Origin of the sequence: Vibrio pacinii DSM 19139 (assembly GCF_000711795.1) — a bacterium.
GTDB classification, from domain to species: Bacteria; Pseudomonadota; Gammaproteobacteria; order Enterobacterales; family Vibrionaceae; genus Vibrio; species Vibrio pacinii.
This window is the reverse complement of the sequence record NZ_JONH01000005.1, coordinates 103,429-120,365: the sequence shown is the minus strand read 5'-3', so window position 1 is coordinate 120,365 and position 16,937 is coordinate 103,429. Positions and strand designations below refer to the sequence as shown.

Genomic DNA, 16,937 nt, shown 5'->3' with positions numbered 1-16,937 from the left:
CCGCCCACAACTTAAAGTAAAAGATGTATGAAACAATTATTACTTTATCTATGTATGAGCAATATTGACCTATGTCTGACTGAACTGCATAACCAGTCTCTGCAGGCTTTTTAAATTTGCAACTAAGCCATTAGTTCTATTCACCGAGTGAGAGGAAAGTTCCTTAGTGGTTACAATGGCCTCATTCATCCGTACTACATGCTCACTCATACCTTTCGTTACTTCTACTTGCTCTTCGATAGCCAAAGAAGTACTCGCACTTTGTTCCGCAATTGACGATAAATCGCTAACAATCGCCTCAAAAGACTCTTTACTCTTTTGAGAGTGTGTGAGATTTTGATTTGACGTCACCATTCCTTGCTCCATAACCTGACGTGTCTCCGTCACCGCCAATTGCAGGCTGTTGATTTTCAAACGTATGTCACTTACCGAAGAACTCGTTTTTGTAGACAAAGCTCTCACTTCATCAGCAACCACAGCAAAACCTCTTCCATGCTCTCCGGCTCTCGCCGCTTCAATTGCTGCATTGAGAGCCAGCAAGTTCGTCTGCTCGGATATTTCTTGGATCATACTTAGAATGAACTCGATGCTTTGTACATCATTATTAAGCTTCTCAAGCGAACCTCTTGACGAATGAATCTGATGACTCAACGTCCTAACAGATTCCACTGCAATATCAACGGTCTGCATGCCTTCTTGTGCACTACGGCGCGCATTATCAACAAATTCAACCGATTGTTTCGCATGTTGAGACACTTCACCAATCGAACTCAACATTTCTTCTGAAGAAACCGCCATGGCATCTGTCGCCACTTGCTGATCGTGAAGCTCCTTATCTATTGCCTGATTATTCATCAAGTCTTCGCTTGCAGACTGCAATATACTCTCTGTGGTATCAGTGGCTCTAGCGGTTGCGGCTCTCAGCTCCGCTTGTTTCATCATAAGTGCAAGCTCAATGCGTGACAGGTCATCGCAGTATCCTGTATAAGGCTTTTCCATTAAAGCATTGTCATAACAGTTTAGAGCTAAGTCATTCAGCGAGTTCATCCGCTTACTTAAAGAGAAAATAGCAATGATTTGCAAGGACATAAACAGAAGTAGTCCGCCCAAAGTTATCGCGGAAGGGATAATCTCAGTGAGTAGTAGAAACAACGCAGTACTTTGCAGGCCGAAGAAAAGTGTCAGTAAGCTTATCCATCTGATACGCTTTGGGCTTGAATTGCCTTGCTTCAAGTTTTGGTACAGCGATTCCGCCCTTATTATCTGCTCATCACTTGGTTGCGTTCTTACAGATTGGTACTCAAACACTTTGCCATCTTTGTCCATAATAGGAGTAACAAAGGCAGATACCCAGTAATGACCTCTTTCCTTACACCGATTTTTGACCAAGCCCATCCAGCTCTCCCCAGACTGAATGTAGCTCCACAACTGCCCAAATGCCGCTTTGGGCATGTCTTCATGACGTATGACATTATGCGGCTTACCAAGCAACTCTTCCTCTTCATAACCAGCAACACGGCAAAAATCTTCATTACAATAAGTAATGTGGCTATTCGGTGAGGTGGTCGAAATTAAGTTATCATGCTCTGAGTATTGTACTCGTTCGTCTTCCATTGGCATTGCGTCTACTTCCCTTAGTTATACACTTCATTGATAGGCTTATTGAACTCTAGTTCAGTCGAAAAAACATTCTACGACATTAGCAGTAATTACTATTGATAGTGGTCAATATTGAAGCAGGACAAGAGCAAGCGCGACTTAATAGCCAAATTCTCGCATCTCCATCGATTACAACGGGAGCCGCGAGCATGATCTTTTACCTTAATTAGCCAGACGATAATTCTTGTTGTCAATGCCCCATCATATCCCCTCAGGTGCATCTAAAATTAGTCTTAATCAGACTTCCTCTATCTATCGGGATCCACTCAAACTATGATTTTTGTTATCAATTTAGCTCTTTCGTATTCATACCAAACACACTTGCTCTTTTAGCAGTTAGTTAAAGTTGAACAATGTCAATTTGATCGGACGCTCTACCTATTCTGGTTTGATCGAATAATCCTTCAATCCTTTCCATTTCGGTTAACTGAACACGCAACGCCTCAGCCAAGTGATTGAGTTCACTCGCCGATGATGAGGTTTGCTCAGCGGATGCTGCCGTTGAATGAACCACTTGATCAATCTCGCTTATTCCTTGATTGACTTGAGAGAGACTTTCAACTTGCTCCTTTGAGGCTCTGTCTATTGTTTGAACTATTTCTGAGTTACTTTTCACCTCGGTGACGATTTGATCGAGTGTTTCTACACACAGTTGACAAATCTCCGTCGCCTTTTTAACACCATCGACGGAGTGCTCTATATGAGTCGCTGAGTCACTCGCGGCAGTGTTGCTTCGCTCAGCTAACTGACGGACTTCATCCGCTACTACTGCAAAGCCACGCCCCAACTCCCCAGCCCTTGCAGCTTCGATAGAAGCGTTTAAAGCCAACAAATTGGTTTGAGATGCGATATCACCAATGACGGTAATAATTTGACTCACAGAGCCACTCGATTGTTCAATACCTGCCATGACATTTCTCAGTTCATTCATCTGAGTGGAAATCTGCTGTGTCGCGCTTTCGACACTCAAGGAAGTAGATAAGGCGATCTCTGCTCGCTGAGCGTTGCCATTGGCTTGCTCTAAAACCTGGGTAACGGATTGATTAATCTCAGTAATGGACGCCGCCTGTTGTGTTGAACCCACCGTCAAAGCGCTGCTGGCATCATTCAAATTATTTGAGCCGTGAGTCAAACTCTCACTTAATCCTTTTACCTCGTGGTATACATTTTGAAGCGCGACTTTTTCTGAGATATCTTGAACGAGTTCGATGTGTCCGAAGTGTTGACCGTTCATGTCCGTAATATAAGAGGTGCTGACTTTGAAGTCTTTACCCCATTGGTTAAAAAATGTTGTCGGTGTGTTGTTTCTCAAACAATGGACACCACAGTCTTGTGTTCCGCATATGTTCGCTCCCCAATTTGAGCAGTGTTTGCCTAACACATCCTCTCGCGTCACTCCCAAGGGAGCCGTGGCCGCTTTATTGACAAATGTCCATTTCATGTCCATATCGGTAACTGACAATGGGTGGGGGACGGCATCTATAATTTGCTCATACAAATGAAGCTGACTTTTCAAATTAATGTTGCTTTTATAAATCAAGTAAGCTGCGGCAATGACGCATAAGACCAGCGCAATTCCCAATGAATTTAGAGTTGCAAAGTAAATACTTAGGCTGAGAATAGTCATTACGAGCCCTTTTACTATTAGGTTAATCCTTTCCATTGTTTTTCCTATAAACTTTCAAGCCAAATTATGGCGATATGCCTTCCTAGCCTTAACGCTCTATCATAAATATATAATCCACTAGCGGTAATGAATGGATTACTGAGAGACTTCACCGTCACCAATGGACTTAAACAACCCTAAAACGCTCACCACTTTTTAAACAAACAACCACCTCACTGACTTTATATAACTCTGCCATTTGTATCGCCGTCATTGCAACGCGGCTCTCAAAGGTCTGACGCGCTTCAAGGTTGACGAGAAAGGACAAAATCAGCACCAATAGCGCTTCCCGATTTGCCAGCGTAATGCATTCTTGTATCTTACTTACATTCAAAGGCTCGCTAACGGTTAACGAACCTGAGTAACCATAATGTTTGAATGTGACTTCGACCAAAATTATCGATTCCTATTGCATTTAACGGTAGACACGAATAAGGCTATGGTACTCCGAAAGTGCTTCTGAGACTGATGGATAATCCTGAACAGAGTCTTTCAACTGTTTCTCAATGGCGTACACTTCTTTACGAACACGCTCTAGCACCTGGTCAATATTTTGGGGACAATCGACCCGTTGCAAAACATTCCGCATTTTGCGCAAATTCACTTTAAGACTAAGCTCCTCATTTCTAAGCTGGTGCGATGATTGAAGATAGACATAAATATCCCCCATGCACATCTCACAGACGCCATGTTCAACATGAAATGGCGTGACATTCTGCTCCTCAAACGAAACTTCAGCCGTACATAGTTTGCAACAGTACTTCTGTAACATTTACCTAATATCCTCTCTGCCTATCACTTTCAGTTACGCCGCCAACAAGCTAAGCCGTTGGTACGATGCTCTTCTTGACTACTCGAGCAAACGTATGGACGACCTCGAACACTTCAAACACCACTGGCATGGCCTCGTTAAATTCCAGACCATACTCCGCGCACTCCATCCGAAAAGCAGCTTCATGGGTATTGCGCCAGTATGTGAGTGTCCGATTACCTTCCCCTTCCATTCGGGCGTGCTCTTCACTGACCTCATTAAAGGGCAGTCGAGACACATCCGTCACCCTGATAATGCATTGCTCTTCCCCGTACCAATTGACGACAATGTACAGTGAGCCTTTCTCTGGCAGCGCTTCACCTTCTATAAGGTAGGCATCATAAAGGCTCGAAGTCGCCTTCTTTTCACCCATGCTCACCAGCTCCGCACACCGGTTACTGTCTACTTGATTGTTACAAAATTGACGCCTTTCGAGGGTACTCAAGTTTACAGAAGCCCCCTCTATGACAACCTCATTCACAATAATTTCCTTTGTTATCACTTCAAATTAAAAACTCTACACCTTAAAACGACTCACTAAATCGTAAAGCTCGGTGGCTCGTCCCGTTAAGGTCTCACTTCCCGACCGGTTCTCATTCGCCAACTCAGCCGACTGCAAACTCTGCTCTGAAATCACCACAACGCGTTGTGATATCTCCTGTCCGACCAGACTTTGCTCTTCTGTGGCCGTGGCGATAAGCGTGTTCATATCCATGATGGTACCAATGAAACTTTGTATTTCTATCAATGCCTTCGCCGCTGCCTTCGCCTCACTGACCGTAGCGATGCCTCTCGCCTGACTCGATGACATGGCACTGACCGCATCATCGGACGCGGCTTTTAACCGCTCTATCATTTGATGAATGTCACCGGTACTTTCTTGTGTGCGACTGGCCAGCTTTCTGACTTCATCTGCCACCACGGCAAAACCTCGACCCTGCTCTCCCGCTCTCGCCGCTTCAATTGCGGCGTTTAAAGCCAATAAGTTGGTTTGCTCAGCAATATCTTGAATGACACCCAACGCTGCCGAAATATTCTGTACATCGCCTTCCAACCGGGTGATGACGCCACTCGCGTGCGAGACTTCTTTGGCTAAGACCTCTACGGACTCCGCCGCCGTATCGACAATAGATTGCGCTTGCTTGGCGTTGTCATCCGCTTGTTTCGCCGACTCCGCCGCTTGACTCGCATTGCTCGATATTTCCGTCGCGGTCGTGGTCATTTCCGTCATGGCGGTCGCGACTTGCTCGGTTTCCTCACGTTGACCGGCTGCCAGCGCGTCAACTTGAGTGGCCCGTTGTGCCATGCTTTGTGTTTCAGTCACGACTTGCTGACCTACCCCACTGACACTTTTAATGATGGTTTGTAGGCTCGTCACAAAGGCATTAAAATTATCACTCAGCCTCGCGAACTCTGGCACCGTGAACGCCTCCATACGAGCGGTTAAATCCCCTTCACCGTGGGCAAATGCGCGAATGGAATCATCAAAGAGGGTCAGGGGTTTCATGATTGAGCGGTTAATCGCCACGGCAAACACCGCGACGAGGCCAGATAACACCAAACAGAAAAGTACAATGGTGGTTAACGTGTTAGTGAGTGCGATCGCCGTCGCCTCTTCTAAGTCAGCAATGACCGCATCAATGTCATCGGTATAAAACCCCGTGCCGAGTACCAAGTCCCACTGCGGAATGTACACCGAATAGCTGAGCTTAGGCAGCGCTTGAGTTTGTCCTGGCTTGGGAAAGTAGTAAGTCGTAAACTTACCAGTTTTACTATTACCAATGAGTGACTGTATGAAAAGGTTGTCCTGCTTGTCCTTTAAGGTCCAAAAGCTCTCACCAATGCCTTTCTCACTCTCCCCTAACAGCAATCGAACCCCTTGGGTGTTGTAACCGAAAACATAGCCGTCCTCCCCATACTTTAGGGCTTTCAGGGTGGGCAGCGCCTCGTCCAACGTGGCGCCTTGACTGAGCAGAGGAATCACAGCGCTTTGCGCCATTTTAATGTAGCTTTTCAGTTCCTCTCGCTTCATCGCCATCATCCGCTCGCGCGTCACCTCAACTTGATGTTCATTCAACTCAGTGGTTTTGAGGTACGTGACGATTAACATACCAAGCATGATGCTCAACAAGGGAAAGATAGCCAGCACATAAAGGCGGCTGCGTATAGCAAGATTCATAGTGGTGTCCTACCCGATTTCAGAAAGTGTCCAAATATATTTAAAAAATAGATATATCAATAATAACCTAACTCACATCCGAGTGGTTATTGATGGGATCAATTTTAAAGGCATCGTCATTGAGCTGCTTAAGCATGGCATAAACATTCATCCGCTCATTTCGACTCGCAGCAAGCAACCCCCGTATATCTTGGCGCACCGTTTTGTAATTCGGATTGGCCAGCGCTCGCTTATAGAACTTCACCAGCACTTTACGCCGCTGAGCCTCAGTCACTCGCCCTTGAGAGAGTGACGCTGACATGAGCAAAGCCAACAAACTATGACAAACCAAGTCATACAGGGCTTTTTCACTGGCTAACCATTTGCGACTCATGTAACGCCCCTACTGGTTAGCCATACGTCAGGAGCGCAAGGGCGATACAAACAAAAGCCTTGAAGGTAAGGCACGCCTGTTGACGTCAATCGGTCAAACATCTCTGTGGTTTCCACCCCTTCGGCGACGACCGTAATACCGTGACTTCGACCATAGTCGCATAAGTACGACACGAGCTTTAAGCAAGCCGGGAGTCGCATTGCTTCCATCACCAACGCCCTATCTAACTTGACCTGATAAAGTGGTAAACTAAACAACCCCGTAATCGCGGTCATGCCCGCACCAAAATCATCAATGGACAACTTGAAACCGCGCCGGTGAAGGGCGTTTAGGGTGGTCATCAATGACTGGGTGTTTTCAAGTAAGTACGATTCGGTGATTTCCAATACCATCCGTGACGGAGATAGTTGATTGTCGGTAACAACCGCCATCACATCGTCGACAAAGGCAGGCTTAAGCAGTTGCTGGGCAGACACATTGACATTAATGCTGGGTCTCGACTGATGCATTTTGTCAAAAGCACTTAAAAACTGACACGCTTTCTCTAGTACGACCATTCCAAGCGCATGTATGTAACCCAACTTTTCTGCCATAGGAATAAACTCCCCCGGAGACACGACGCCTAAGACAGGGTGAGTCCAACGAGCCAGGGCTTCGTAGCTTACCAAGTCGCCCGTAGCAGAAGCCACTATCGGTTGCAGCGCAATATCAATCTGTCGATGAGCTATCGCAGCATCTAACGCATCCTCTATTTGAAAATAACGGACAATTTTCTTGCGTGAAGGACCAACATAGGTAACTGGCGATTCAACTAACCGAGCATATTCACACACATTAAACACTTGCGTGAGTATTTGCGCCGACTCCATATCCGCGCGAGGCAGTGCGCCCAACCCTAAATTTGCTGCCAACGCAACCTCGCAGGTGCGCACCTGCTGGAGAAAGCGCGCATCTACCTCTTTCATTAGGGTCATAGCGCGGGTAGGCGTCATAGATTGCTCTACAGTGAACACCAAGGTATCGGCGTTGATGCGATACAAACCGTAGCGCAAAGACAGAATCTCATCTAACACCGCCACCAGCGTCGAAATTAAGCGGGAGGTTGCTTCCTGCCCTACGCGTCGTTGTGCTTCATGCAGTTGAGTGAAACAACACACGAACAACCAGCCTTTCTCATCAAATTTTGCCATATCTTGTAGAAATTGATGTCGGTTATACAGCCCCGTTTCACTGTCGTGGTTGGCAATGTGTGAAAGGTACTGATTAAGGAAGACTTCCTCCGACACATTCTTATGTGTCCCAACCATCACCATGTCGCCTTCTTGTTCAACCAAAGTCCCAGTAGCCTCAATCCATAAATAGTGCCCCAATCGATTTTTGACACGATAACGGGTTTTTACGCGTACTAAAGGCACCTCTTGATGGTGCTCGCTCACCTTATTTTGCAGGTCCTCTCTGTCTTCTGGATGCACTAGGGCCAACCAATTCTCTAAGGTCGAGTCTTCGATCGGCATATCAAATTGCTCGTAAAACGGGGTATTATAAAACGCCACCACATTATCGCGAGTCATAAACCAAAGGCCTTCGCTGGTGGTATTAAACAATTGCAATACCGAAGTCGGAAGAACGTGTTTCATCATAGCACCACAAATCAATCGTTGTTGCTCGTTCTATTACGAGCTTGATAACTGAAGTCGACCCATTTTAGATTGACTCAGCACACCTAAATCCTTGGCAGCTAACTGCACATTCGCAAACCAAAATGGCTTGTGTTTATCGACGAACACCTGGCTTCGCTCAAGTGCGTCATAAGTCGAAAACGCGCTGCCTTGAGCCAAGGCCACACCAAACAGGCTACGCTCTAAAACAGGCACTTGATTAATGTCTTCTTCCAAGGCGAGCCGCAACGGTTGACTGCTCGCTGACCATGACAAAGCCTCAACAATATTCTGCGTCAATGGCTTTGACAGCGACATTAAAAGCTCAGGCAAGAGGCTCATGTCCAATGACACTTCAGCGCAGGCGTAATACTCATCACGCCTTTGTTGCCCACGGTACGCTTGCATCTTGTTAATTAGTGCCTCTTCAAAAAAACGAGGGTACTGATTGACAACAACAAACATGCCTAATGCATGAAGAGCTCCCAATAAAAGACCTTGATGAGGGTAACGCCACCCCGCGACTTCAAGACGCTGACAGGTGGCGTTGGCAGTGACCATCATGTATTGCCATAACTTGGGCACGATATTTTTAATCGCAGGCTCTTGCCATTTCACCAGCGCTTTGCTCATCAATATCGGAAAAAGACGTACGCAGTTGTCAATACCCAACGTCCCTATCGCGACATTGGGGTCTGAGACACGCTTAGGCTCTCGATGAAGACGTGCCAAAAACTGCGCATTCCCCACAAGCGATAAAATTTCAGACTTAAGCATCGCGTCATTCGTGGTAAGAACTGACAGTTTGCTAATCCCCAAAGAAGGCGAGTAAGCGATATCAGCAAAGTAAGAGAAATCCGGAAAGCGCCCAAACAGCTGCGTTGGTGTCATGGTGAGCAACTGCTTCTCCATTGAGGCCTTAGTAAAAGCCAACACCTCTTGTACCACCGCAGCATGGACACGTTGACGCTGCGCCTGCTTTTGTCTCTTATCCTTCACTCGTGCACTTTCACACTCCAGTAACAACCTTTGATTGCGAGTGATGCGCTCCCTTTCGCTTCCAATCACACTATCGCAATACCGCGCCTGATCGCTAAGAGAGCTGTCAACGTTATCTTGGTCTAGAACAAACTGTCTGCTTACGAGCCACTTGGCATGTCGAGCGCGTGTTACCGCCGAGACTTTGTCGGCAATGGCATTCGCCTCTTCGCTGTAGCGGCGTTGCGTGATAATCGCTTTACGCATGTTGTTTTGCGATGGCGTTTTCCCACCCGACTTCGTTTGACGCCTTTTCGTCCGATTAGCGGTCATGACACTCATCAACTGCACCTGCCAAAGCCACCTCTGCACCCCGCGATATTGCCGTCATCAACGCCTGTGCGTTGAACTTCGACAGGGCATCATTAGCCCCCACTTGCCGCGCCCTATCTTGGCTCATTTCACTCGACAATGAAGTATGCAAAATCTTATACATCGCTCGAGTTCGAGGGTTGTCGTTCAGCGCAAAAATTAACTCATAACCATCGAGCCCTGGCATTTCAATGTCACTAATCACCATGTCAAATTTCACACCAGCCCCGCCTGTATCAAGCAGCAGTGCGAGCGCCTCATCACCGCTATGACATAATTGAAACTTTAGGCCAAAGCGGTCCAATATCTCCGATATTAACCGACGGGCAATGATCGAGTCATCCACCACCAAGACGTTGAGTTTTTGCAGTAAAGCAATTTCTTCTTGTGACAACTGGACGCCCGCGTCTTCAATGTCAGCCGGAAAAATCTCTGTCAATACCCTTTCAACATCCAGTAGTTGAACCAATTGGTCATTGTAATGGGTACTCCCCAGCACAAACGTGTCCTGGCCAGCCGCCTTGGGTAAAGGCGTGACCGATTTCCAGTCACACGACACAATGTGTTCGACTTGAGCCACCATTAACGCCACCTGCATGCGCATGCAATCGGCCACAATCAAAGTTTGCGCCCCTCGCTCCGACAAAGGAACGCCGCGCCCGCCCATGGCCAACGACAAATCAATCACAGGCAGACTGGTATCACGAATGGTCACCGCTCCTATGACATAAGTGTGGCAAGCAGGAAGGACTGTTGGGCGCTGAAAAGGGACAATCTCTTTAATTTTCATTGTCCCTAACGCAAACAAGGTGGCTTTTGCGTGTAGACGAAACATCAGCGCGCCTTGGGGCTGTTCTGATAAGATGGTCAAGATAACTTCATCCTTGGTTATAATTATGGAGAATGTACTCACTGCCGCGCAGAGCGCAAAAAGATAATCCCTTGGCTCTGCGTGGCGCCTCCAAAGGTCCTGTCTTAATTAGAACTTAAATTGATTGACTTGCTGCTCCAAACGCTCAGCATTACCTTTCAGTTGACTTGCCAACTCTCTATTTTCAGAAGAGCCTTTCTGCGTTTGTCCAGCTAACACATTGAGGTCTGAAACAGACTCATTAATTTGGGAAGCCACAACCGATTGCTCTTCTGCCGCTGTCGCGATTTGGCTATTCATATCTTGGATCTCTGACACTGAGGACTGTATCGTTTCAAGTGACGATGTCGCTTGCTTAGAAAAAGCTAAGATATCGTTCGACTCTTTCTCGTTCTTTTGCATCACTTCAACCGAGCGAGCGGCTTCCTCTTGCAACTTGCTAATCAATTCCTGAATCTGAGCGGTACTGGTTTGAGTTCGACTGGCTAAATTACGCACCTCATCCGCCACAACAGCGAAACCTCGACCTTGCTCTCCCGCTCTCGCGGCTTCAATCGCGGCATTTAAAGCAAGTAAGTTGGTTTGCTCAGCAATATCTTCTATCACGTCCACTATTTGACCGACACTTTGAGATTCACTATTAACCGCCGAAATTGCTTGTTGTGCGGATGCAATCCCGCGGGTTAAAGCATCAATCCCTTTATCGACTTCTAACACCAAATTCATGCCTTCACTTGCGTTCAAGTAAGCTTGCTCTGCCGCTTGAGAGGCGTTGCCGGCACTTCTCGCCACTTCATCAACGGTAGAAGACATTTCGTTCATTGCTGTGGCTGTCTGCTCAAGGTTTTGCATTTGGTCATTTGCATTCAAACTGACACTGGAAGCCGTAGCGTCAACTTGCCCAGAGATATTACCCACTTGCTGCGACACATCTTTTACCTCTTGAAGCATCACTTTTAACTTATTGGCCATGCCAATTGCCGAGGCATAAATGCCCGTCTCACCGCCGGTGAGCTGTCCTACATTCAAATGACCACTCGCTACCTGTCCCATCAGTGCAGTGATGTTCTGTGGTTCACCGCCTAAGGGTTCGTACACAAACTTTTTCAGGCAGTGATAAAGTATGACGAGGGCCGTGAGGATAAGCACTAGGGAAATCATTAGGCTGCTCATCAAGTTACCTTCAGAAGCGTCGGTAATGTTTTCCCACGGCTCCCATCCCCATACTGTCCAACCATTGCTGCTCAATTTCTGTGATGCCACGTAATACTCACGGTTGTTAAACTGGTAAGAGTGGGAGCTTGATGGTTCATTACGAAATGCAGCATAACTCGGACGCTCTTGATACAGGTCTTTCCCTAACAACTCCGGATATTTTGCAGCCAAAATGTAGCCATCTTCGCGCGCCACCCAAACTTGGTTCTCTGGAGTTAAACGCGAGATAAAGGACGTCAGTGTGTTCACTTTTATGTTGGTGACTAACGCTGCCACCACACGGCCGTCTCTATTGACGGGGACGGCGACCGCCATCACCGCATCTCCTTCTGCGCTTTGATACGGCGCTGTTACAACGCGCCCCTCACCGGAAAAGACTCGGACAAACCACTCACGTCGTTTTTCTTTTGCGTTAAAGTTGGGAACCAGGCCTTTGGTCGATGTTGAGAATGTTGAACCATCCGAAAGGGCCACATAAGCATTGATTACGTTATTATGTTCTGCGATTGAGTTCAGTTGTGCCATTAGAGAGTCTAAGTCTAAAATCCCATCACTCGATATTGAGATAACACTCGACACCGTCTTCAGCACATCAAAGTTCCGTTCAATTCGCTGCTCAAGAGCACGACCTATTAGCATGCTTTCTCTTTCTAAACGTTCTTGATAATTCTTCGTGGATTCAGCTTTAAAAGAATGGTATCCCCAACCACTAATCGCAGTGACAACCGCCAAAAACATCACCCCAAAAATCAATAATAATTTCCTATTTAGCCCCATAACCCCTCCGTGAAAGCGCTTTCTTTAGGAATATTCCTACACTTAGTTTATTTTTTCAATGAATAGTTGATCGACATCTCATTAAAAATTCAAATGCTTTAATGAGACAATGATTCAAAAATCGATCAAATGAAGCCAAGAAAACTAATGACAATAAGAACAATAGTATTAATAAAAGTGATATTACGGTTGACAAAAAGTCCAAGAAACTTTGCAAATCGTTCGGCTCACGTAGGAAAATTAGATAAATTTAACGGTTAGGGGATCAGGTAAGACTGATGTCTTCCGCTCTATTTACAACTGGTAGCTTTCCGCTAGCTTCCGCTTCTGCTCATATCGAAGGCGCAACGCTTCCTGCGAGGCTCCTTCATTCTGATAAAATAGGGCACCGTAGCTTTCAAGCAGTGAAAAATGATGATTGAGAATCTCTTGAACGACGTCAATACGCTTGAGTGTTAAGCCAGTGCAACTTTTGCCTTCCAGATCGTCCTCAATATCAAGCACATGAGAGCGGAACATGGTTGTTAAGAAACACCGCTCAAGTACTGATTGGTTAGAAATGGCCTCGCTGAACTCTCTCTGGATACCACGATAGTATTCGATGATATAAGACTCGCCACCGTTCCCCTCAAGCCAAGTTATTTTATCCTCTATGGCTTTTAGTGCGGTCATTTTGACCTCTCTAAACAAAATGAGGGCCTTATCCTGGGTATACCCCTTCTCGAGTAACCATCCAGATAAGAAGCGCGTCTCAAACCTTTCACAGAAGTTAAATAGCGGATCGTTCGTTCCGTTACTATTAAATGCCCGTCTAGGGTCAAACTCATACATGTAACCAAAGTCGAACAATTTAAGTTGTTGATGATGGTCAACTAACAAATTGCCAGAGCATAAGTCCCATTCGAACAATCCGTTTTGTTCACACATCATCAAAGTCGAAAACAGTTGCTGGAGTATTTCAGTCGTTAGGTTTTGGATTGGCGCACCTTCTATCCATTCAGATAAGATGATCCCTAATCGATAGTCGGCATAAACGGTATTCACAATTCCATCAAGAGACCGACCAGTACGACGCTCTGCTTTTAACTTCTGAAAGTCCTGACGCCGCTGAACCTCATTAAGAAAAGAAAATTGACCATCTAAGTTTTGCACCTTTGCACTTTGACGTTTCTTCTTAAGAGTAAAGTCCTTATTGTCAAAACGAACTCTGTAGACTTCCGCTGTCAAACCGCTGTCAAAAGCCTCGATAACATAAGGGGAATCAGCTGTTGTTTGTGCTAACCGCTCAGGCTCAATGGGACAGTCAATGACTCTTCCCACAATAAGATTCTGACCACTTTCTTCAAATAACTGTTGCTTTACGTGACGAGCATTCATTTTCTTTTCCTTCATGTCCTAGAGTGTTGAAGCCTACCAAATAGAATTCATTCGTCTTCATCTGTGCGACAGAAAATTGAGGTGTAGGAAACCGGAGTAGACGATAGACTATCCGATGAGTAGTTTGAGACCTTCGTGGCTGTCTCTAAACCCTAAGCGTCGATAAAAGGCGATAGCCTCAGGGCGAGATTTATCACTGGTCAACTGGACCATAATGCAGTTTGATGCCTTCGCGAGATCGAGCGCATAGTGAATCAGTGCGGTTCCAACTCCCAGCCCTCTTACTGTCGCTTTCACTCTGACGCCTTCAATCAAGCATCGCCATCCTCCCTTATGGGTCAAATAAGGAATGAACGTCAATTGGCACATTCCAACAACCTCATTGTCAAGTTCCGCGACAATCATTTGATTTTGCGCATTACTCAATATAGTTTGAAACGCTTGCTGATATCGTTCATCTAAAGGTTGGGTCTTATCCTCTCTATCACGACCCAACGGATCGTCAGCGAGCAAGTGCACTAAGCACGTCAGATCTTCTTGCTGAGCGTTACGAAATCGAACCATAGCTATCTCCCTATTGCGCTTACTTATCACTAAACATTATTTTCCCTAACATCCAATGGTCTTGGACATCCCCAAGTCCGTCACACTTCCTTGCCTGGGACCGAGTATTTATGATAAATCCGTTCATTACGCATCGACTTCTAGCGTAACCGTGATACATCATACTCAACCGCTCCATCTCCACTTGACTGAAAGTCCGTTTTTTATAACGTTTCGTTCAGGAATAGCGACATTGTCGTTGGAACTAGTCATCTCCATGAGGTCACAAGGCTTGTCATCAAGACGACATATGTACAAAGGTTCATTTCGAGTGATTAAAACCTCAACCCCATGTATCGTCCCCTTTCTCCAATTTTGAACTTTATGCAAACAAATACGAACTTAACGTCATTCCGCTAAAGGCACTCTCAGGACATGATGAACACCACGTCAACAACACGTCATAATCCCACGAGGAGATCCATCATGAACAATCCATCTACCCCTATTGTCATCATCGGAAAAAATGCAAAAACCGGTGTTCGTGTCAACAAAAGACTCATTGAACTTGGCTTTGAGACTCGCCCAGTCTCCCGCAGCACCTCGACTTGCTTTGACTGGGAAAATAGAGCAACTTGGCCTGGCGCCTTAAAAGGCGCAAAATCAGCGTACGTGACTTATCAGCCCGACCTTGCCGTACCCAATGCAGAAAGTGATATCCGCGCATTTATCGAAGTGGCGAAAGCCGAGGGCGTTGAGCATGTTGTCTTGCTTTCTGGACGTGGTGAAGACGGAGCTGAAAGAGCGGAGCAAGTTCTTATCAACAGTGGCCTTGAATGGAATGTGGTTCGCGCTTCTTGGTTTGCACAAAACTTTAGCGAAAGCTTTATGGTAGAAGGCATCTTGAACGGCCACTTAATATTACCTGCTGGAAACACACCAGAGCCCTTCATTGACACGGATGACATTGCAGAAGTAGCGGTGGCCACTCTGGTTGACCCAAGCAAGCGCAACCGCCTGTATGAGGTGACCGGTCCTGAGTTACTGACCTTTCAGGACTGCGTTGATGAGATTTCCAAACAGCTCAACAAAGAGATTAAATTTACCTCGGTCAGTATCGATGACTACCTAAACATCCTCAAAGAGCAAAACGTACCAGAAGATTACCAATGGCTTCTTAATGAGCTCTTCACTGTTGTCTTTGACGGGCGTAACTCAAACCTTGCGTATGGTGTCGAGGAAGCCACTGGCACCAAACCGACAAAGTTCTCAGACTATGTCACCAAAACCATTGAAGGAGGTTACTGGGGATAGAGCATTCAGGACGGGAGATTCAACTATCACCATTGAGCAGCCCGAGTTTACATCGGGTTGCCCGCCGTTCCCTAGATAAAACGGTAAACAGTGTTATCCGGTTTTCTTAGAATAAGATGGTGACACTCCATACTTACTCTTATATGCACGGCTGAACGCGGCTTCAGATTGATAGCCAACATCGAGTGCAATATTGAGAATATGCTCATTGCCATGCAACAAGCGCTCTCGCGCTAACGATAAGCGCCAATGTGTAATGTACTTCTTAGGCGTCTGACCCACGATTTTCTTAAAATAATCAATGAAGCTGGTACGAGACATACCAGATAACTCAGCTAAAGACTCAATATCGATATGCGCAGAGGGGTCTCCATGTATTTTTTTCATCGCACGAGAAAGACGCTTATCTGTATGTGCCAGTAGCCAAGTCTGATGCTCATCAGAGAGTTCATTCACCCAAGCACGAATACATTGAAGGATTAATACATCCGCCAACTTAGAGACAATAAGTCCTGCGCCATAATCCTCATTTTCAGTTTCTCTGTGTATCGATTGGACCACACTTTCGATGGTTTGGTGCGCTGGGGATTGTGACGGCACCAAAATATAATCCGGCATTGATTGAATGATGGATGTCGTCACCTCATTATCAAACAACACCGTGCCGCACAGAGTCGTCGTCAACGCACCTTCACCAGTCGTAGTTAAACGCTCATAGTGTTCGGTGATTTTTTCGATATCATTGTCAAACAGGTCACTGGCTTGTGTGTTATTGACGTCAACGATGTCATGGCCGGTACCTCGTGGTAGCAAAATAAAGTCACCAGGCCCCAGCTTTACGCGTGCACCATACGCAGAAACTAACGCTTTGCCTTCTAGCACCAAGTGAAACATTGTACTAGAGGGAATAGCAGGGATCTTCACCCCCCAAGGTTGCTTCAACGTTGAGTAAGTATAAAAAACGCTACTCATTTTCAGTTGACTGAGCGGAGAGCTGACTTCCTCATCCTGGCGCCTGTTTTGTTCAAACTTCGCCATGGCTTGTGTTCTTCTATCGTCCATCAATATGTACTTCCTGCAAACGTTCAGCGACTTTCTGTCAATTAAATCATCGCCCAATTTGGTCTAATAAACAACGTTCACT

General features: G+C 46.1%; 15 protein-coding genes. 1 reads left to right on the top strand and 14 read right to left on the bottom strand.

Annotated features, from left to right (window positions below):
* Window positions 1–69 precede the first annotated feature (69 nt).
* From BS19_RS04930 to BS19_RS04870, 13 genes are all read right to left on the bottom strand, one after another.
* Window positions 70–1,614, bottom strand: a complete 1,545-nt coding sequence (locus BS19_RS04930; protein WP_245609256.1) for a methyl-accepting chemotaxis protein — start codon at window positions 1,612–1,614, stop codon at window positions 70–72.
* A 385-nt stretch (window positions 1,615–1,999) separates the two neighbouring features.
* Window positions 2,000–3,286, bottom strand: a complete 1,287-nt coding sequence (locus tag BS19_RS04925; RefSeq protein WP_038173741.1) for a methyl-accepting chemotaxis protein — start codon at window positions 3,284–3,286, stop codon at window positions 2,000–2,002.
* A 166-nt stretch (window positions 3,287–3,452) separates the two neighbouring features.
* On the bottom strand, window positions 3,453–3,719 hold the full coding sequence (locus BS19_RS04920) for a hypothetical protein (RefSeq protein ID WP_038173739.1): 267 nt from the start codon (window positions 3,717–3,719) through the stop codon (window positions 3,453–3,455).
* A 21-nt stretch (window positions 3,720–3,740) separates the two neighbouring features.
* Entirely contained in the window at window positions 3,741–4,097 is a 357-nt protein-coding gene (locus BS19_RS04915) for a hypothetical protein (RefSeq protein ID WP_038173737.1), read from the bottom strand.
* A 49-nt stretch (window positions 4,098–4,146) separates the two neighbouring features.
* Complete coding sequence (locus BS19_RS04910) at window positions 4,147–4,617, bottom strand: ASCH domain-containing protein (RefSeq protein ID WP_051686498.1); 471 nt, start codon at window positions 4,615–4,617, stop codon at window positions 4,147–4,149.
* A 36-nt stretch (window positions 4,618–4,653) separates the two neighbouring features.
* Window positions 4,654–6,315, bottom strand: coding sequence for a methyl-accepting chemotaxis protein (locus BS19_RS04905; RefSeq protein ID WP_038173736.1), 1,662 nt, complete (start codon window positions 6,313–6,315; stop codon window positions 4,654–4,656).
* A 67-nt stretch (window positions 6,316–6,382) separates the two neighbouring features.
* Window positions 6,383–6,688, bottom strand: a complete 306-nt coding sequence (locus BS19_RS04900; RefSeq protein ID WP_038173733.1) for a DUF2913 family protein — start codon at window positions 6,686–6,688, stop codon at window positions 6,383–6,385.
* Window positions 6,685–8,328, bottom strand: coding sequence for an EAL domain-containing protein (locus BS19_RS04895; protein WP_084185938.1), 1,644 nt, complete (start codon window positions 8,326–8,328; stop codon window positions 6,685–6,687). The genes BS19_RS04900 and BS19_RS04895 overlap by 4 nt, the downstream gene beginning before the upstream one ends.
* Window positions 8,329–8,361: 33 nt before the next feature.
* Complete coding sequence (locus BS19_RS04890; RefSeq protein WP_245609255.1) at window positions 8,362–9,666, bottom strand: HDOD domain-containing protein; 1,305 nt, start codon at window positions 9,664–9,666, stop codon at window positions 8,362–8,364.
* A complete protein-coding gene (locus tag BS19_RS04885; protein ID WP_157631134.1) occupies window positions 9,647–10,531 on the bottom strand; it encodes a chemotaxis protein in 885 nt (294 codons plus the stop codon). The genes BS19_RS04890 and BS19_RS04885 overlap by 20 nt, the downstream gene beginning before the upstream one ends.
* 144 nt (window positions 10,532–10,675) lie before the next feature.
* Window positions 10,676–12,520 carry a methyl-accepting chemotaxis protein gene (locus BS19_RS04880; RefSeq protein WP_281170122.1) on the bottom strand — a complete coding sequence of 615 codons (1,845 nt, stop codon included), beginning with the start codon at window positions 12,518–12,520 and terminating at the stop codon, window positions 10,676–10,678.
* Between the two features lie 333 nt (window positions 12,521–12,853).
* Window positions 12,854–13,936, bottom strand: a complete 1,083-nt coding sequence (locus tag BS19_RS04875) for an AarF/UbiB family protein (protein WP_038173727.1) — start codon at window positions 13,934–13,936, stop codon at window positions 12,854–12,856.
* A gap of 108 nt (window positions 13,937–14,044) precedes the next feature.
* Window positions 14,045–14,500 carry a GNAT family N-acetyltransferase gene (locus BS19_RS04870; RefSeq protein ID WP_038173726.1) on the bottom strand — a complete coding sequence of 152 codons (456 nt, stop codon included), beginning with the start codon at window positions 14,498–14,500 and terminating at the stop codon, window positions 14,045–14,047.
* A gap of 465 nt (window positions 14,501–14,965) precedes the next feature.
* Here BS19_RS04870 and BS19_RS04865 point away from each other — a divergent pair, with 465 nt between their 5' ends.
* A complete protein-coding gene (locus BS19_RS04865) occupies window positions 14,966–15,793 on the top strand; it encodes an NmrA family NAD(P)-binding protein (protein ID WP_038173725.1) in 828 nt (275 codons plus the stop codon).
* A 93-nt stretch (window positions 15,794–15,886) separates the two neighbouring features.
* Here BS19_RS04865 and BS19_RS04860 read toward each other — a convergent pair whose 3' ends face one another.
* On the bottom strand, window positions 15,887–16,855 hold the full coding sequence (locus tag BS19_RS04860) for an AraC family transcriptional regulator (protein ID WP_038173724.1): 969 nt from the start codon (window positions 16,853–16,855) through the stop codon (window positions 15,887–15,889).
* Window positions 16,856–16,937 lie beyond the last annotated feature (82 nt).